Source organism: Microcoleus sp. EPA2 (genome assembly GCA_020882975.1).
In the GTDB taxonomy this organism is placed as follows: domain Bacteria; phylum Cyanobacteriota; class Cyanobacteriia; order Cyanobacteriales; family Microcoleaceae; genus Microcoleus.
In genome coordinates this window covers 98718-115895 of record JAHRFD010000019.1, presented here as the reverse complement: position 1 = coordinate 115895, position 17178 = coordinate 98718, and the positions used below count along the sequence as shown (strand labels likewise).

Genomic DNA, 17178 nt, shown 5'->3' with positions numbered 1-17178 from the left:
GAATTCCGAACTTTGTGCGAGGCTAAATCTGAAAAATTTGGTAGAGAATTCAAGGTTATCAGTCGATGGGAGCCTACTAGCCAGGTCTGTTCAGGCTGTGGTTTTAAATGGGGGAAGATCGATTTATACCAATTCCGGTTGTATCGGAATGATTTAACCGCGAAGGCGCGAAGGACGCGAAGGAAGAGAAGAGAGAGTTTAATAATTCCGATGCTAACGGATTTGATATTATCTATCCGCTCAGTGCTTTGTTTAAACTGCGGTACTGAGCAAGATCGAGATGAGAACGCAGCCAAGAATATAGAAAAAGTCGGGATGGGGAATCGCCACGACTCTAAACGGGCGCAGAGGGATTGTAAGACTATGAAAGGTAGCAGAACCCTGTGAAGCGTCAAGAATCACCGTGGCTTTAGCCCGGTGAGTATTTCAAGATAAACTCAAGTCAGGAGTGGTTGAGTTTGCATTTTGCTAGTAATTTGAATTATGCGCGCAAGTTGCGATCGCGCAACCAAGCATTTGCCCAAATTGTATCCGCCTCTGACAGCGGTGGTATGACTTCCCAGTTGCGATAATCTATTTTCAGGTCATAACTTGCGATGTCGTAAATTTGATTGAATAATTCCTGCAAGTTTATGATAGGTTCAGTATCGCCCGATCGCAATGGTAGAGGAAAAGCTGGCATCTGGTTCTGCACGTTAAAAGCGTACAAATCAGCTTTGGGACGGCGATTTCCCCGACACACCAAAACGCTATAGTGACTTTCCACGTTATTGCCAACAATTGGCATTTTTTGACCGCGCCGCAATAAATCTATTTCTATTAAATGAGTGCGACTGGATAAAATTTCTTCTCGCTTTTCTTCGTACATTTGTCGCCCTTTACCTGTTCGTTTATTAGTAGGCGATAGAATTTCAATAAGGGTGATTAATTCTTGGCTTCCCCTTTCTCTAATTTCTAAATAGCCTTCCCGAACCTGGTAGGGCATGGGAATATTTACTGTTAAGGGTTGTGTCGGTGGCGCTGCAACGGCTACGTTTGATGTGATTAATTCGGTTTTGGTTTTTGGTTGAATTACGTTTACATCAGGAATGCCAATTGATAAATTATCGTCAGCCATTTCATACATTCTCACTTCTACAGACACTAAATACTTAGGACGTAGTTGCGGAGATAATAATCTGGCAATTTCAATAATTAGCCAGTGATGTAGGGCAGGCCAGAGTTCGGGATGCTCTAAATACGGGTCCATACCGGGAAAGGGAGATGGCATTGATTTGACTCCTTAACTTAAGTCTATTTACAGTTTAGCAATATTTTTTTGGCACGAATGCTGTAAGAGATTAATCGATCGCACATTTTGCACTTATTGCCACAGTCCGTCGGGGGTTTAAACCCCCGCCTCATAGCTAAAGTCGTCTAAAGACGACTGAAAAGGCGATCGATTAATCTCTAATTCAATCCTTTCTTCAGTCCTTTCTTCAGTCCTTTCTTCAGTCCTCTTTGAGAGGACTTTCGCTATGAGGCAGGGGTTTAAACCCCTGCCGGAATATGGCAACAAATGCAAGATCTCAGTCCGATCGCTATTAAACTTCGATCGCCAATTGCATCGGAATTAGCACGCTGTTTTCATCTAACACAGACACCGCATTTACGAACACAATTGTATGCGGGACTGCGGGCCTTAAGCGGCGCAGCGCATTGAGGTAAGATTCGGCATCGCGGCGACGGGCGAAACGGGCGACTGTTAACCGCTGACACTTGGGGAGATGCCGAATTAGATGCCACGGTTGAACTCGATCGCGATATGTCGGTTGTTTTGGTATCATAGGAAAATCCTTCCCACTTTTGTGGGTAGTGAATGAAAAGCGATCGCCCTGCGACCTCAGAAATCAAGGGCGATCGCTGTATTTAACTATTAAAAGCCAAACACGTAGCTTATGTCAAGCATAAATGGGGTTAATTAGGTTGCGAGTTCGAGAACTAGCTGAGGAAAAGGGTTGGACGCTGAAAGAAGTTTCCGAGAGAACGGGCATTCCCTACAGCACAGTCAAAAATTATGCACAAGCTCCTAAACTGGCAACAGTGGACTACACGGCTTTGCAGAAACTTGCTGCTGTCTTCGATTTGATGATCGAAGATTTGGTTGAGGTTTTGGAACATTGAACTAATTTGTCAGCGGGAAGATGGGGTTAATTCCAGGGCGGTTTCATTCTCCAAAAAACGAGGGCTTTGTAGGGGTAGTGGATGGTGCGTGCCTACCCCCCCACAGACCATTTTCATTCATTTCAGGCATTGGGGCAACCGGGCGTGGGATTGCCCCTACAAAGAATGAAACAGCCCTGGGGGCTGGGGGGGATCTTTGGGTTTGAAAACACGCCCTAGGGGGGGTGGGGATGCGAGGGGGATCGAAATATATGCAGCCTCATATTAAATTGGTATAAACTGGCAACTGTAGACTATACGGCTCTGAATAAAATGGCTCGTGCGTTCGATATTGCGATCGAAGATTTAGTTGAGATATTGGAATATTAAACTGATTTATCAGCGGGAAGATGGGTTTAATTCGGTTGCGAGTTCGAGAACTAGCTGAGGAGAAGGGTTGGACGCTGAAAGAAGTCTCTGACAGAACGGGAATTCCCTACAGCACGGTTAAAAAATATGCCCAAGCTCCCAAAATGGCAACGGTGGACTATACGGCTTTGCAGAAACTTGCTGAAGTCTTCGATGTGATGGTGGAAGACTTGGTTGAGGTTTTGGAACGGTAAACTGATTTGTGATTTGGTTTTTGCGCTTGTTGCAACAGTCCGTCGGGGGTTTAAACCCCCGCCGAGAGAGTTCAAGTCGTCTAAAGACGACTGAAAAGGCGATCGATTAATCTCTATTTCAATCCTTTTTTCAATCCTTATCTTCAGTCCTCTTTGAGAGGACTTTTGCTATGAGGCAGGGATTTAAATCCCTGCCGGAATCTGGTAGCAAATGCCAGATATCTGTTTTCATAAATATTTGCTAGAAATGCAGTTCAAAGCCCCCCCTTAGCAAGGGGGGGTTGGGGGGGGTTAGCTATGTCACGCTACTTCATGAAATTGGTATTAACGGGCGATCGAATACTTGATTTTTATGCAGACTTGACATATCATTAAATAATGGGAATCTGTGCCGCCATATAAAGTGAAAAAGATTGCCCCCAGCGAAGACAGCGCAACTGCGAACCGGGCGACTAAGACAGCGCAACTACAAACTAAAACAAGGATTGTGTCAAAATAAGCTTAATCTCCACCCATCCACCTAAAACCGATGATTCCCCCAGGTACAATCCTCCGCAACCACTACCAAATAATCAAATTCTTGGCTGGTGGTGGCTTTGGCGACACCTACCTAGCCAAAGATTTAGACTTACCCGGAACACCCCACTGCGTCGTCAAACACCTGAAACCGAAAGACAATCGTCCCGTTGTTTTGCAGCTAGCCAGAAAGTTGTTCGATACCGAAGCACAAGTTTTGTACAATTTAGGAAATCAATGCCCGCAAATTCCGACTTTGTTTGCTCACATTGAAGAAAATGGCGAATTCTATCTAGTTCAAGAATTCATAGATGGACATAATTTAAGCACAGAGATTGTTCCCGGCAAAAAGTTAAGCGAATCCTACGTTATTACCTTATTAAAAAACATCTTAGAAGTTTTAACAGTTCCTCACGAACACCAACCAAATGCCGTTATTCATCGAGATATTAAACCAGCTAATTTAATGCGCCGTCGCCAAGATGGTAAAATAGTCTTGATTGACTTTGGTGCAGTTAGGGAAATCAATCAATTAATTGTGAATGTTAATGGAAATGTCACAACAACAATTGCTATAGGCACACCCGGATATGCACCCAGCGAACAAGCTAAAGGAAAACCAAAATTGTGCAGCGATGTCTATGCTGTGGGGATGATTGGGATTCAAGCATTAACAGGAATTCCCCCGCACCAATTGCAGGAAGATCCGAGAACCGGGGAAGTAATTTGGCGGCAATTAGTGCCAAGAGTTGACTCTAGATTTGCGGATGTTTTAGATAAAATGGTGCGCGACCATTTCAGTCAGCGTTATCAGAATGCAGGGGAAGCTTTGCAAGCACTTTTATCTTTATCGACGAATCCTTCCGGGAGCAAAGCCCTGGCCGGAGCGCAAATCTGCATTTTTTGGGTCGCCAATCAAGTTAATCGGGGTTATTGGTTGGGTGGGGGCGGGTTTATACAGATTGTTGGTTGGTCTCAAATATTATTTGTAAAACCCGCCCCTACCGAAGAATCAAGGGTATTAAACACGAGATTAATCAAATGTTTCCAGACTTCTGATAGTTCTTCTGTGTACTCTAAATCTTTGGCAAGAGACATAATAAACTTGCCTCCCGGCAAAAAACATTACTCTCAGTTTATCAAAATCCAGAATAAATGTCACTTGTAGTTGAGTCTCGATCCCCCTAAATCCCCCTTAATAAGGGGGACTTTGAATAACTCTTGTCCCCCCCTTATTAAGGGGGGTTAGGGGGGATCTAGACTTTGATACAAACAAGAGATACTCAAGGTTTAAGTTAAGTTGACAACAATGGTCAAGGTCTAAGTCCTTACCTCATCTCATAACCAAACAAATTAGGATCGACTTCTCCCAAATTTAGATCGGCCAAACCGTACTCGGCCCAACGCCGCTGAACCATCGCCGTCATATCAGGATCGGATTCCAAAGGTTTACCCCATTCGTGCTCGGTTTCCGGCGGCATTTTCGTAGTCGCATCAATCCCCATTCTGCCTCCCAAACCAAGCTTTTCACTGGCAAAATCTAACGTGTCAAACGGCGTATTCGGCAAGATAAATACATCTCGAACCGGGTCAACTTTAGAACTAATTGCCCAGACTACTTGACGCGGATCGCGAATGTTGATACTTTTATCGACAACAATCACAAACTTGGTGTAAGTAAACTGCGGCAATGCACTCCAAAATGCTAAAGCAGCCCTGCGCGCTTGACCGGGATAGGCTTTATCGATCGAAATAATTGCCGCTTTATAACTCAGCGCTTCCATCGGTAGGAAGAAATCGACAATTTCCGATACTTGCTGCCGCAAAATAGGGGTATAAATGCGATTTAGGGCGATCGCCATCATAGCCTCTTCTTTCGGGGGGCGGCCGCTAAATGTCGTTAAATAAATCGGATCTTTGCGGTGCGTCATGCAATTGAACCGTACCAGCGGCGAATCTTCCACACCGCCGTAATAACCCATGTGATCGCCAAAGGGCCCGTCGGGCAGAACTTCACCGGGGGTAATCGTTCCTTCTAACACGATTTCCGAGTCAGCAGGTACTTCCAAATCTACGGTTTTGCACTTGGCCAATTGCACGCCGGAACCGCCATAAAGTCCGGCAAATAACCATTCGGATAAGTCTACAGGAATGGGAGTTGCTGCGGCCAGGATGATTAGTGGATCGACACCTAGGGCGATCGCAACTTCCAATTTCTTACCAGCTTGCGCCGCTTTCCGCAAGTGGCGCGCGCCGCCTCGGACAGATAACCAGTGTACAGTCATGGTATTTTTTGACTGCAACTGTAAGCGATAAACCCCCACATTCGGCGTACCGGTTTCGCAATCTTTGGTAATTACCAAACCCAAAGTGATAATTTTGCCCGCGTCTCCCGGATAGGGGCGAATCATCGGGATTTTGTTCAAATCGAGCCCTTCTCCCTCAATTACCACTTGCTGACAAGCCGGGAAGAAGTCGCGCCCCGGTTTGGCTTTCACTACGTCAAACAGCACTTTGCCAAATTCTATGGCTTGGGAAATCTTTTTTGGGGGTTTGGGCTGTTGTAGCATACCTAATTTTTTGCCGAGTTCTTCAAGTTCGATCGGCTTTTCCATGTTCAGCGCCCAGCAAACCCGTTCTTCCGTACCTAATAGGTTAATCGCCACCGGGAATTCTGCGCCTTTGACGTTTTCAAATAGCAAGCCTGGGCCGCCTTTTTGCAGCATTTGGTTGGAAATTTCGGCAATTTCTAAGTCGGAATCGACTAAAGCGCTAATCCGGCGCAGTTGTCCCCGTTCTTCGAGTAGTTTGAGGAATCCTCGCAAGTCTCTAGCCATTTTTTTTAATAATTGTTAAGTTTCTTTTACTATTATGGGGCTTCTGAACGGGTCAAGGGATATGTGTTTAACGAACCGCGAAGACGCTAAGGGCGCGTTCGGCGAAGCCGTTCCCGCAGGGTAGGAAGATAAAAAGAAGGTAGCTAATGCCTTGTTCGGTTTGGGAGTAGGCTGTAATAATGGTTAAATGAAATGTCCCATATGCGAATCTGACCAACTCCGTAAAAACGGCCGTCCCAAGGGTCGCCAGCGGTATCTGTGCAAGGCTTGCGGCAAACAATTCTTTGAGCCCCTAGGGCCACAGTCTTTAAGTCGCCAATTCACGGAAAGTGAATTAAGCGCAGCTATCCCCCAGGAAATCGCCCCTGCAACCACCACAAAGTCCTGCGGGATTGCGATTTTGCTGTTAGATGCAGAAAATCTGAAACTTAACGTTCATACAGAACTATTCTTAGCGAGTTTGTGCGTCTATCCTCTGCAAGTTAAAGTTGCTTTTTCTAACTGGAAAAATCTGAGTACGGGGAAGTTGGATGCTGAGCTTTATGACCGTGGTTATGAGCTGATTCATGTTCCGGGCGGTGCTAATAGTGCTGATGGTAAAATGATTGCCTTTGGTGCTGCTATTTTATATCGATATCGCGATGTGCGAGAAGTTTTTGTTTGTTCTTCGGATGGTTTGTTAAATCATCTTTGCAATCAGTTGCAAAATCAGGGGTTGACTGTGTTTCGGGTGCGGCGACAAAATTCTGTTTTGTCTATAGACAATTGTCGGAGTGGTGATACTCGTCACTATTCCTGCGATCGGGAAATGGAAATTCCTAGTTTTGAGGAATTGGCTCATCAAGTTGCAGAGTTATTACAGGCTGAGCATAAATCTATTGAGGAGCGTATAGCTCGCTTTTCGATGGTAGCTCAGTTTTTTAAAGAGCGCCATACTATTGCTTTTAATTCTGTAAGTTCTCATGGAGTAACAGTTTCTGAGTCAGTAGAACCGGGAGTTTCTGCCATGTCTGAAGCGCCTTTGGCGACGGTTGTTGTCGATCAAAATGTTGCCCAAAAACCGGATATAGAAATCGTTTCTGTTGTCAATTCCTCTACTATTGATTCTCTGGATGTTTTTCAAATTAAAATTTTAGAAATTATTGAATGTGCCAAAAATGAGTTGCACGAGGATACGGTGAGTCTGGTAAGAATTCAGAAAGATTTTTTGGATAAATATAAATCTAATGCCGATTTAGTTGTGAAAAGTTTTTTGGGTAAAAATTCCAGCTTGCTAAAATATTTGCAGTCGAGATCTACAGTTTTTCAAGTGAAATCCAGCGGTCAAAAACATCAAGTGGCGATCGCACTTGCCTAAGTTGTTCCCATCTTTAATAGCAGATGTTGAGGTGTGGATGCCATAGTTGAACAGGGAATTAAAAAATGGATAGATGCCATTGCGGGCAAGGGTTTAAGCGATTTACCAGCGATCGGAGTCAAGCCCCAATTTCTTCAAGAATCCGAGGCTGGTGCCTATGGTATCAATGGTGAAATTTTTTTTATTAACTCTCCCAACAGCTAATTGTCAAAAATTTAATTCAAATTTAACCAAAATTTAAAACAAGCTTATCCTTTCTCCAGGTCTGACTCGTATGTTTCGGTCTATCCTATGGAGGGGATTCCCCAAAGTCTGTTATTTAAGGAGGAGGAGTATGTTTTTTTTCACAGGACGTTGGCGACGTGCCTTTATAGTTACGCTAGCAGCAGCCGCATTTTCGCTCTCGTTAATTACTTCTGCTGTAGCAGCCGTCACACTAAATGGTTCGGGAGCTACTTTTCCCAAACCTCTTTACGATCGCTATTTCTCGCAGATGAGAAGTGCTAATCAAATTACTGTAAACTACGAAGGGACTGGCAGTGGTGCTGGCATCAAAGCATTAATTTCAGGTACTGTTGACTTCGCAGGTAGCGATGCGCTGATGACGGCCGCGCAAATCGCTCAAGTAAAACGGGGTGTCATTGCTGTTCCTACCGCTGGTGGAGCTGTTGCGGTTGTTTACAATTTGCCAGGAGTAAACAATGTTAGATTGAGCGCCGATGCGATGAAAGGCATCTTTGAAGGGAAGATTACCCGCTGGAACGATCCTAAAATCGCTGGAATTTCTGGACAAGCTAAAAATTTGCCAAATACTCCGATTCGAGTAGTTGTACGGGCAGATAGCAGCGGTACAACCTTTATTTTTGCTAATCACTTACAGGCGATCGGCAGTACCATCAAAGCCGCCGCTCAACCTAGCTGGCCCGGAAGCCCCCTCAGCGGTCAAGGAAACCCAGGTGTCGCAGGTTTAGTGAAACAAACAGCCGGTGCGATCGGTTATGTTCAAGATACCTATGCCAGACAAAACAAGCTCCAAACAGCATTTATTCAAAATAAAGCTGGTCGTTTTGTAGATGCTAACTTGGCAGAAGCCGAAAAAGCTTTAGCAGGGGAAATATTCCCCGCCGACTTCCGTTTAGTAGAAGGGAATCCCAACGACGGTTATCCGATTGTTGGTTTAACTTGGTTGTTAATCTACAAAGAGTATCCTGCTGCGAAAGCCGATGCTATTAAAAAGATGGTTAATTGGGTGATGACTACAGGCCAAGGTATCAACAAACAGCTAGAATTTACTAGAATTCCTTCGCCGACAGCTCAAAAGGTAATTCAAACAGTAAATCAGACTGTACTTGCTAAAGGTTAAGAGAGGGCGCTACAACTCAGTTAGGAGTTAAATATCTAACTCCCAACTTATAAATTGTCAGGGGTAAGGTGCGCAGCAGCGCACCCTACTACATCTACTATAATTACTCTTCCATCAACCACATATTTCACTGTTTACTCAGTAACAACTAGGGTATGACCAATTTTGCTAAGGAACCGAAAAAATTGACTAATCAGCAAATCACAAACACTACAGAAGTAGACTTGACTGATACTTCAGGTGAAGGTTTGTGGGTGGAGTCAGGATTTACCATATTTGTATGGGCTTTTGCTCTAGCGACAGCAGCTACGTTGTTCGGGATGAGCGCGGTAATTTTTAAAGATGCTTGGCCTGCGATTAGCAAGTTTGGCATCTCATTCCTCTGGAATCCTAAGTGGGATATTGGGGAGTTACAATTTGGAGCTTTGCCCTTTATTTACGGGACTGTGATTAGTTCTGCGATCGCCATTATTATCGCAATTCCTCTTGGACTTTCCGTGGCTATAGTTACCAGCGAAAACTTTTTGCCCGTTTGGGTGCGATCGCCCTTGGGATTCATGGTGGAATTAATCTCAGCCATTCCCAGCGTCATAGTTGGACTTTGGGGAATTTTTGTTCTCATTCCCTTTCTCCTACCTTTACAACAGTCGCTATTTAACAATTTCAGTTGGTTCCCCCTGTTTAGCAGCGAACCCTTTGGTCCAGGAATGTTGCCCGCTGGAATACTGTTATCCATCATGATTTTACCAACAGTAGCCGCCATTAGTCGCGATGTTTTGATGTCAGTTCCCGTAGACTTGCGCAGTGCTTCCATGTCCCTAGGTGCCACCCGTTGGGAAACAATATTTAAGTTGTTATTACCAGCAGCTAGTTCAGGAATTATCGGGGCAACCATCTTGGCCTTGGGACGCGCTTTAGGCGAAACCATGGCAGTCACCATGGTAATTGGCAACTCGATTCAAATCAACCAATCTATTCTAGCTCCTGGTTACTCAATCCCCGCTGTTTTAGCCAGCCAATTTCGGGAAGCTCAAGAACCTCTGCACGTCGGTTCTTTAATGTATTTAGCGCTAATTCTATTTGTCATCACCCTATTGGTGAACGCAGTCGCAGTATTGTTGGTTCAGCTAATCGGTGTCAAGGGAGCGAAAAACTAAACATGAATCAAGCACAAAAAACACCAACTATTCTGGATGCAGAAATTTACAATCCCCTGTCCCTAGGTAGAAACTTTTTTAGCCGAGGAATGACTGTTATTGCCTTTGGTCTCACAGCCTTAGCTCTGCTGCCTTTGTTCGCTATTTTATACAAAATCCTGGGGGAAGGATTAACACATTTAAGCTGGGACGTTTTAGTTTCCCTGCCAGCACCAGTAGGAGTTGAAGACCAGCCCAACGGATTTGCCAATGCGATTCTGGGCACGGCTTTAATGGTAGGAATTGCAACCTTATTTAGTGTCCCAATCGGGGTAATGACCGGAATATTTTTGTCAGAATTTGGCAGAGAAAATAAAGGGATGGCAAATGCCATTCGCTTTATCACCGTCATTCTCAGCAGCGTTCCTTCCATTGTTGTGGGAGTCTTTACTTACGCTTTAATTGTCGTTACAACCAAAGTATTTTCAGGATTAGCTGGCGGTATCGCTCTGGGTATTATTATGCTTCCCGTTGTCGCCTTGACAACAGAACAAGCATTAAAATTAGTCCCTACTTCTTATCGGCTCGCTTCAGGAGGTTTGGGAGCCGGACGTTTTCAAACTATCTTTCGGATTATCATTCCCTCGGCACTCCCGACGATTACCACAGGCGTTTTGCTCGCCGCTTCCCGCGCCGCCGGCGAAACCGCACCACTCATCGTTACTGCTTTGTCCAGCCAGTTTTGGCCTCCTTTGATTGAGAAATTGGGAGAAATAACTCAGTCTCCCCTTGGTGCAGAAACTCTCTCGAAAATCCAAGAAATTCCGGGGACGCTTCTGACTCCAACTCCTTCTATGTCAGTATTAATATACAGTTATGCCAGTTCTCCTTACAAGGAACAGAATGAATTGGCTTGGACGGCGGCTTCTGTGCTTTTAGGCATGGTTTTGATTGCTAGCGTTGCCTCTCGTGCGGTGACACGCAAACGCTTGCAAAATAGATAATTCTCATTAATTATAGGTCTCCCTTCGGGAACAGTCAGCCAACAATTAGCGAGATAGTTATCTACATCTCAAAGTTTACTATTAACCCTACATAACTGAAAATAATGACACTTGAAAGTAACTTGACAACTGGAAAAAATACCCATAATTTTTCGGCAGATACCGCCCAGGAAATTGACCCCAAGGCAATGCCAGCCTTGCGGGTTCAGGACTTGAGTTTTTACTACGGAACTCACAAAGTTCTGGAAAATTTGTCGATGAATATTCCTCACCCACAAGTCACGGCTATTATTGGACCTTCTGGTTGTGGTAAATCAACTTTTCTGAAGGCTCTTAACCGGATTGGGGAATTGGAAGGAAAAGTAATCATCAAAGGAAGGGTTGAGTTTTTTGGACAGGATATTTACAGTCCTAAAGTGAATATTAATAGTCTGCGTCGCCAAATTGGGATGGTGTTTCAAAGACCAAATCCTTTTCCACTAAGTATCTATGATAATATTGCTTATGGAGTGAGAATATTTGGCAAAAAAAGTAAAGCAGAATTAGATGAAATTGTAGAATCTGCACTGAAAAGCGCCGCGCTTTGGGATGAGGTCAAAGATAATTTGAAGAAATCGGCTCAGGGGATTTCTGGTGGACAGCAGCAGCGACTTTGCATTGCTCGTGCTCTAGCTGTGAAACCAAAAATTTTGCTGATGGATGAACCTTGTTCGGCTTTGGACCCGATTTCTACAATGAAGATTGAGGAGCTATTTCAGACTCTGCGGCAACAGTTAACTGTGGTGATTGTGACTCACAATATGCAGCAGGCTGCTCGTGTTTCTGATTACACGGCATTTTTTAATACTGATGAAAGTCGCATCGGCCGCATGATTGAATTTGGGCCGACAAGTCGGATTTTTACTTCGGCAAGCAATCCCAGTACCAGGGATTATATTCAAGGTCGTTTTGGTTGATACTGGCATCTAGAACTTATTTGATAACAGGCATTTTGCCTGTTCCACCAGGGACAAATATTTGGGTGGAGCGGGCATTTTCCTGGCTATAATTATGTCTTCACAATTACTAAAGCGAGAATTAGGTGTTTTCGGTGCGACTCTGATGGGGCTCGGCTCCATTGTCGGTACGGGAGTATTTGTGAGTATCGGGATGGCTGCACAAATTGCAGGGCCTGGAGTGATTTTGGCTGTGGCTATTGCTGCTTTAGTTGCTGTTTGCAATGGCCTCAACAGTGCTCAATTAGCTGCAAGTCATCCTGTTAGTGGCGGTACTTATGAATATGGTTACAAATATCTGAATCCTTGGCTGGGTTTTACGGCGGGATGGATGTTTTTGTTAGCTAAAATGGCTTCGGCGGCTACTGCTGCTTTGGGTTTTGCGGGGTATTTTTTAAATCTAATTGGTGTAGCCGATCGCACTTATCTCATCTTAACAGCCTTAGTCGCCCTCGCCACCCTCACTCTGGTGGTATTAACTGGTATAAGGCGATCGCATATTACCAATACTGTCATAGTCTCAGTTACACTGGTGTCTCTGACAGTGTTCGTCATGGCTGGTTTACCAGAGCTAAGCTCGGAAATGCCGACTGTACAGAATGATAGTTCGATCGCATCCATCCTCCACGCCACCGCCCTGATGTTTGTGGCCTATAGCGGTTACGCGCGCATCACCACCATGAGTGAGGAAGTGCGGGAACCGAAGCAAACCATTCCCAAAGCCATAATTTTCACTTTGGTGCTGACAATGCTCCTTTACATGGCGGTAGCAATAGTCTTTGTTGGCGTGGGTGGTCCCGCTCAATTGTCCCTGCAAACAGCCACCACTGCTGCACCTTTGGAAGTCATCGCCCGCAGTTTCCGAATTCCGGGAGTTTCTCAACTGCTAGCTGTTGGGGCTATTACCGCCATGCTGGGAGTGCTGCTGAACTTAATTTTAGGGCTGTCGCGGGTGTTGCTGGCGATGGGGCGACGTCGGGATATGCCGAGAGTCTTGGCGCGTCTCAACCCCTCTGGGACAACTCCCTATGTAGCTGTGGTGGTCGTGGAAGTGGCGATCGCGCTTTTAATCCTCATCGGCGATGTCCAAACCACTTGGTCATTTAGCGCTTTTAGCATTTTGATCTACTACGCTATCACCAACCTCGCCGCCCTGCAACTTTCCCCCACCCACAGACTTTACCCCCAATGGCTCGCTATAGTAGGTTTAGCTTCCTGTTTGTTTCTGGCTTTTTGGGTCCAGAGGCAAATTTGGCTGATTGGGTTAACCTTAATTATTGTTGGTTTGATATGGCGCGCGATCGTCCGACTACTGGCGAAAAACTAGAATTATAGGGCATACTAGAACCTTTGGACGTTTATCCAAGCAACACAGGCGTGAGCATCGACCTCTAGTCTGAGCTTTCCAATCCTCTCTGAGCAAGCCTGCTGCTGGAGTCACCAATCGAGCGTGTCTTTAGACCTGAGAGTGTCAAGATAGATTTAGAAACCATCCTGCATTGTGGAGAGCTATGCCCGCTCATAACCCCTTGCTGGCGACTCAAGAATCTGCCGCATTCAGCGCCATCAGTCGCTATCTAGCTCAAACTCTAGTTTCCATTCAATCCAAGCACCCCGAATGGATAGCTGAAAAATACAGGAAAACCCAGTGGGCCAAACCTGATTTTCAGTCAATTTTGATTTTCAAATTTACCAAAAGTTTCAGATTAGCAAAAGATGTAGATTCAATCCTGCTAACTGCCAAAAAATACCTCCAAATCCTCTTGATTCCTGAATTCATTAATTCGGCTCAATTCACCAAATTAATCGCCAAAATTCAGCAACTTGCCGAAGCCCCCATAGCACCAGCTAAATCCAATAACTCAGCCCCATCGAAATCTCCAACTCCCACTGTTCCAACACTCTCATTTGGCGTCGGCATAGCCATCCTGCTGCTAGATGTCGAAAACTTGCAACTCAATCTCGAAACCGAAAAATTCCTAGAGGGAATTTGCCAGTATCCCATCCAAATTAAAGTTGCCTTTGCCAATTGGCGCAGCATGGGTAAAAAAGATGCTGAATTTCACCAACGCGGCTATCAACTTATTCATGTTCCCCCCGGAAAAGACAGTGCCGATTTAAAAATGGCTACCGTTGGAGCATCTATTTTTGTCCATTATCCCACAGCCAAGGAGATTTTGGTCTGTTCGTCCGATCGCGCATTGACCCACCTCAGCAATACTCTCCAAGCTCACGGATTAACAGTTTTTCAAGTCCGCAAACAAGTAGATAAAATCATAGTTTTAAATAGCAAAACAGGACAAACTGAAACCCATTCCCTTGTATCTGTAAACGAACCTGACCCCATCGAAAAATTAATTCTCAATCTAAAAGAATTAATCAAAACAGAACAACAACGCACATCAGCTCAGTGGGTAAAACTTTCCAGGATTTCAGTTTTATTTAAAGAAAATTACGGTTCAGCCCTCAATCAAGTTGTAGCAACTCATCTCCTAGGTACTAAAACCAGAGATATATTTATTAAATATCCCACGGAATTTGTGGTTCACCAACCCTCAGAAAATTCTCAAGCCTATGTAACTTTGTTTGAGGTAAAACAGTCACCAAAACCACCAATAATCAACAAAGAAAGTTCACCTAACAGCATGGCAGTCCCAGCTAGTTTGGCAAGTATTAATTCTCTTGAAGACTTGGAAACAGCCATTGTCCAAATCGTGAAAGACCTCACCAGAAACTCTCCAGCTAATTCTGTATTTCTCTCAAATGTAGGTAGCGAATTTCACCGACAATATGGTAAACAAATTACTCAAATAATTAAGGAATTCAATCTCAGTAGAAAATTCCCTAAATTTTTGCAATCTTGCACTTCTCTCCAAATCCAAAAAGTAGATAAAGGCTGGCAAGTTTCTCTGAAATAGTTATTGGTTATTGGTTATTGGTTATTAGTTATTAGTTATTGGTTATTCGTTATTCCCAATTCCCAATTCCCCATTCCCAATTCCCCATTCCCCATTCCCCATTCCCAATTCCCCATTCCCCATTCCCCATTCCCCATGCCGCTTCGCCCAATTTTCATAACTTGAGTTATCATACAAACACGATGTAAAGAAATGTAAAGGGATATGCAGAATAAAGTTGTGGTTGTTGTGGGCGCTACTGGTGGGATTGGTTCAGCGGTAGCCCACAAACTGGCAGATGCAGGTGCAATCCTAGTGCTTGCAGCCAGAGACAGCAGTCGTTTAGACGCAATAGCCGCCGAATTCCCCACCACCAAGGTACTAACAGTACCTACAGATATTACTCAGTTGTCACAAGTCCAAACTCTGATGCAGAAAACTGTAGAGCATTTCGGACAAATTGATGTATTGATAAATGCGGCTGGTGCGGGTATCCTCAAGCAGTGGAACAAGTTAGAACCCGCTGATTTAGATGCGATGCTTGACTTGAATTTGAAAGGCAGTTTTTACACATCTCAAGCAGCAGCTAATGTGATGAAAGACCACAAATCAGGTCACATTTGTAATGTCATCGGCATTTTGGGTAAGCATTCGATGGCGATGGGAACAGCTTATTGTGCTTCCAAGTTTGGGGTAGTTGGTTTCAGTAAGTGCATGGCCGATGAATTGCGTCGCTATGGTATCAAGTTTACGCTATTCTATTTTGGTGGGGTGGATTCTCCCTTTTGGGATAGTGTGAGTTTGAAGGTAGATAGGTCAAAAATGTTGACTACAGAAACTGCTGCCAATGCCATTATGTTTGCTCTTTCTGCGGACCCACAAGCAGTCCCAATGGAAATTAACATTCAGCCTGAAAGTCATTTGTTTTTCTAGAATTTAAGCAGCATACCCATGGTAGATTTGAGATTGTAGATTTGAGATTGTTACGACTGATGAACCTGGGGTGATAAATTTTAAATTTATCATATAATTGAAGATATATTTCGATTTCCCCTTTCGATCCACAATCCCCTATCCCAAATCTACAATCTTCATGATTCAGTCTTCAGGCAGACACCAGAGCTCCTGTTTATAGGCTATTGTTAAGTCAATTAACCTTATTAAACATAAAAATGACTAAACAGTTTGTTAATTTCCCCCTAGCCATTTTCAATTATTGATTATGGAGTTCGATCGCATTCAATTCTATACTGAAGATGCCGCAAAATCGCGGGACTGGTTTGTGAGCAAATTAGGCTTTCAAGCCACAGCAAGTTATGCCAATAGCCACACTCATAGTGAAGCGATCGCAAGTGGCAATATCTGTTTTGTTTTATCTTCCCCATTGACATCCTCTAGCCCTGTCGCTAGTTGGTTGAAATTACATCCTCCTGGTATTGCCGATGTGGGATTCCGGGTAAAAAATATTGAATTTGCCATAGCTAGAGCGATCGCTGAAGGTGCTACACTACTGGAACCGATTCAAAAAGGTATAAATGCAGGAGGCAGTTTTAAGCGGGCAAAAATTGCTGGTTGGGGAGACTTAAGCCACACCTTGATTGAGGGAAGTGGTGATAGTTCACTATCCATTAATTCTGCCGAAATCCCACTATTTACTAATATTGACCACGTAGTTTTAAATGTGGCAACCGGGGATTTGTCTACTGCTGTTAATTGGTATCAAAGAGTCCTAGGTTTTCAGACTAAGCAAAATTTTGATATTCAGACTGACAAATCGGCTTTACGCAGTCGAGTCATGGTTCATGCTGAAGGTCGAGTGCAATTGCCTATTAATGAATCGGCATCACCTAATTCTCAAATTCAAGAGTTTTTGGATGCAAATCAAGGACCGGGCATTCAACATATGGCTTTGCAAACCGATCGCATTGTAGGAGTTGTTGCTGATTTGCGATCGCGCGGTTTACCTTTTCTGCCGGTTCCCTGGACTTATTATAAAGAATTACAACAACAGCAAAACTATGTACCAAAAGATTGGCAAGAAATTGTAAGTGCTCAAGTTTTAGTAGATTGGCCGGAAGAGACTCCCGCAGCCCTGCTGTTGCAAATTTTTACGCAGCCAATTTTTGCTGAACCTACATTCTTTTTTGAGATAATCGAACGCCGAATTGCCTTAGTTAACGATCTAAAAGTGCAAGCGGGAGGTTTTGGGGCGGGAAATTTTCGGGCTTTGTTTGAGGCCATAGAACGGGAACAAATGAAGCGAGGAAGTTTGAGCTATGATTAATCAAGGTAGTCCTGGATGCAACAA

Annotated in this window: 18 protein-coding genes; 14 read left to right on the top strand and 4 right to left on the bottom strand. The window is 44.2% G+C overall.

The genetic code is table 11. The features are described from left to right. Positions 1–387 (top strand): zinc ribbon domain-containing protein (locus tag AAFP14_RS26710; protein ID WP_472851065.1); only part of this gene is annotated, 387 nt, incomplete at its 5' end. A 94-nt stretch (positions 388–481) separates the two neighbouring features. Here AAFP14_RS26710 and AAFP14_RS17435 read toward each other — a convergent pair. Both AAFP14_RS17435 and AAFP14_RS17430 read right to left on the bottom strand, forming a co-directional pair. After that, complete coding sequence (locus AAFP14_RS17435) at positions 482–1270, bottom strand: DUF4058 family protein (RefSeq protein WP_341733499.1); 789 nt, start codon at positions 1268–1270, stop codon at positions 482–484. A gap of 313 nt (positions 1271–1583) precedes the next feature. Continuing rightward, positions 1584–1826 carry a hypothetical protein gene (locus AAFP14_RS17430; RefSeq protein ID WP_341733498.1) on the bottom strand — a complete coding sequence of 81 codons (243 nt, stop codon included), beginning with the start codon at positions 1824–1826 and terminating at the stop codon, positions 1584–1586. A 124-nt stretch (positions 1827–1950) separates the two neighbouring features. Here AAFP14_RS17430 and AAFP14_RS17425 point away from each other — a divergent pair, with 124 nt between their 5' ends. The 3 genes from AAFP14_RS17425 to AAFP14_RS17415 all read left to right on the top strand — a co-directional run bounded on the left by AAFP14_RS17425 (position 1951) and on the right by AAFP14_RS17415 (position 4449). Then, a complete protein-coding gene (locus tag AAFP14_RS17425; protein WP_341733497.1) occupies positions 1951–2163 on the top strand; it encodes a helix-turn-helix domain-containing protein in 213 nt (70 codons plus the stop codon). Between the two features lie 389 nt (positions 2164–2552). Next, on the top strand, positions 2553–2765 hold the full coding sequence (locus AAFP14_RS17420; protein ID WP_194063647.1) for a helix-turn-helix domain-containing protein: 213 nt from the start codon (positions 2553–2555) through the stop codon (positions 2763–2765). A gap of 529 nt (positions 2766–3294) precedes the next feature. Further along, complete coding sequence (locus tag AAFP14_RS17415) at positions 3295–4449, top strand: serine/threonine-protein kinase (protein WP_341733496.1); 1155 nt, start codon at positions 3295–3297, stop codon at positions 4447–4449. Between the two features lie 160 nt (positions 4450–4609). Here the strand turns inward: AAFP14_RS17415 and AAFP14_RS17410 are convergent, their stop codons facing one another. Further along, on the bottom strand, positions 4610–6118 hold the full coding sequence (locus tag AAFP14_RS17410; protein ID WP_341733495.1) for a UbiD family decarboxylase: 1509 nt from the start codon (positions 6116–6118) through the stop codon (positions 4610–4612). A 187-nt stretch (positions 6119–6305) separates the two neighbouring features. Here AAFP14_RS17410 and AAFP14_RS17400 point away from each other — a divergent pair, with 187 nt between their 5' ends. The 8 genes from AAFP14_RS17400 (at position 6306) to AAFP14_RS17365 (ending at position 14891) form a co-directional block, all read left to right on the top strand. Beyond that, positions 6306–7475 (top strand): IS1/IS1595 family N-terminal zinc-binding domain-containing protein, encoded by a 1170-nt coding sequence (locus tag AAFP14_RS17400; protein WP_472851064.1) that lies wholly within the window; start codon positions 6306–6308, stop codon positions 7473–7475. Positions 7476–7508: 33 nt separating this feature from the next. After that, positions 7509–7679 carry a hypothetical protein gene (locus AAFP14_RS17395; protein WP_341733494.1) on the top strand — a complete coding sequence of 57 codons (171 nt, stop codon included), beginning with the start codon at positions 7509–7511 and terminating at the stop codon, positions 7677–7679. A gap of 130 nt (positions 7680–7809) precedes the next feature. Beyond that, the gene (gene pstS, locus AAFP14_RS17390) at positions 7810–8838 is read left to right on the top strand and encodes a phosphate ABC transporter substrate-binding protein PstS (protein WP_341733493.1); all 1029 of its coding nucleotides are present in this window, start codon (positions 7810–7812) and stop codon (positions 8836–8838) included. Positions 8839–8993: 155 nt separating this feature from the next. Continuing rightward, positions 8994–9995 carry a phosphate ABC transporter permease subunit PstC gene (gene pstC / locus AAFP14_RS17385; protein WP_341733492.1) on the top strand — a complete coding sequence of 334 codons (1002 nt, stop codon included), beginning with the start codon at positions 8994–8996 and terminating at the stop codon, positions 9993–9995. Between the two features lie 2 nt (positions 9996–9997). Further along, positions 9998–10978: a phosphate ABC transporter permease PstA gene (pstA, locus tag AAFP14_RS17380; RefSeq protein ID WP_341733491.1), complete on the top strand. Its 981-nt coding sequence runs from the start codon at positions 9998–10000 to the stop codon at positions 10976–10978. A 104-nt stretch (positions 10979–11082) separates the two neighbouring features. Further along, a complete protein-coding gene (gene pstB, locus AAFP14_RS17375; protein ID WP_472851063.1) occupies positions 11083–11934 on the top strand; it encodes a phosphate ABC transporter ATP-binding protein PstB in 852 nt (283 codons plus the stop codon). A gap of 94 nt (positions 11935–12028) precedes the next feature. Beyond that, the gene (locus tag AAFP14_RS17370) at positions 12029–13300 is read left to right on the top strand and encodes an APC family permease (RefSeq protein ID WP_341733490.1); all 1272 of its coding nucleotides are present in this window, start codon (positions 12029–12031) and stop codon (positions 13298–13300) included. Between the two features lie 184 nt (positions 13301–13484). Beyond that, entirely contained in the window at positions 13485–14891 is a 1407-nt protein-coding gene (locus tag AAFP14_RS17365; protein WP_341733489.1) for a PIN domain-containing protein, read from the top strand. A 35-nt stretch (positions 14892–14926) separates the two neighbouring features. On the opposite strand, the gene AAFP14_RS17360 is transcribed toward AAFP14_RS17365, so the two are convergent. Next, positions 14927–15064 carry a hypothetical protein gene (locus AAFP14_RS17360; RefSeq protein ID WP_341733488.1) on the bottom strand — a complete coding sequence of 46 codons (138 nt, stop codon included), beginning with the start codon at positions 15062–15064 and terminating at the stop codon, positions 14927–14929. 31 nt (positions 15065–15095) lie between these two features. Between AAFP14_RS17360 and AAFP14_RS17355 the strand changes: the two genes are divergently transcribed. Beyond that, positions 15096–15803: an SDR family oxidoreductase gene (locus AAFP14_RS17355; RefSeq protein ID WP_341733487.1), complete on the top strand. Its 708-nt coding sequence runs from the start codon at positions 15096–15098 to the stop codon at positions 15801–15803. A 289-nt stretch (positions 15804–16092) separates the two neighbouring features. Further along, positions 16093–17154: a 4-hydroxyphenylpyruvate dioxygenase gene (gene hppD / locus AAFP14_RS17350; protein WP_341733486.1), complete on the top strand. Its 1062-nt coding sequence runs from the start codon at positions 16093–16095 to the stop codon at positions 17152–17154. The last annotated feature ends 24 nt before the right edge of the window (positions 17155–17178 follow it).

Coding starts and splice junctions, on each gene's coding strand:
- pstC (WP_341733492.1), top strand. CDS start 8,994: ATGACCAATTTTGCTAAGGAACCGAAAAAATTGACTAATCAGCAAATC.
- AAFP14_RS17415 (WP_341733496.1), top strand. CDS start 3,295: ATGATTCCCCCAGGTACAATCCTCCGCAACCACTACCAAATAATCAAA.
- AAFP14_RS17365 (WP_341733489.1), top strand. CDS start 13,485: ATGCCCGCTCATAACCCCTTGCTGGCGACTCAAGAATCTGCCGCATTC.
- AAFP14_RS17430 (WP_341733498.1), bottom strand. CDS start 1,826: ATGATACCAAAACAACCGACATATCGCGATCGAGTTCAACCGTGGCAT.
- pstS (WP_341733493.1), top strand. CDS start 7,810: ATGTTTTTTTTCACAGGACGTTGGCGACGTGCCTTTATAGTTACGCTA.
- pstB (WP_472851063.1), top strand. CDS start 11,083: ATGACACTTGAAAGTAACTTGACAACTGGAAAAAATACCCATAATTTT.
- AAFP14_RS17420 (WP_194063647.1), top strand. CDS start 2,553: ATGGGTTTAATTCGGTTGCGAGTTCGAGAACTAGCTGAGGAGAAGGGT.
- pstA (WP_341733491.1), top strand. CDS start 9,998: ATGAATCAAGCACAAAAAACACCAACTATTCTGGATGCAGAAATTTAC.
- AAFP14_RS17425 (WP_341733497.1), top strand. CDS start 1,951: ATGGGGTTAATTAGGTTGCGAGTTCGAGAACTAGCTGAGGAAAAGGGT.
- AAFP14_RS17435 (WP_341733499.1), bottom strand. CDS start 1,270: ATGCCATCTCCCTTTCCCGGTATGGACCCGTATTTAGAGCATCCCGAA.
- AAFP14_RS17410 (WP_341733495.1), bottom strand. CDS start 6,118: ATGGCTAGAGACTTGCGAGGATTCCTCAAACTACTCGAAGAACGGGGA.
- AAFP14_RS17360 (WP_341733488.1), bottom strand. CDS start 15,064: ATGATAACTCAAGTTATGAAAATTGGGCGAAGCGGCATGGGGAATGGG.
- AAFP14_RS17400 (WP_472851064.1), top strand. CDS start 6,306: ATGAAATGTCCCATATGCGAATCTGACCAACTCCGTAAAAACGGCCGT.
- hppD (WP_341733486.1), top strand. CDS start 16,093: ATGGAGTTCGATCGCATTCAATTCTATACTGAAGATGCCGCAAAATCG.
- AAFP14_RS17355 (WP_341733487.1), top strand. CDS start 15,096: ATGCAGAATAAAGTTGTGGTTGTTGTGGGCGCTACTGGTGGGATTGGT.
- AAFP14_RS17370 (WP_341733490.1), top strand. CDS start 12,029: ATGTCTTCACAATTACTAAAGCGAGAATTAGGTGTTTTCGGTGCGACT.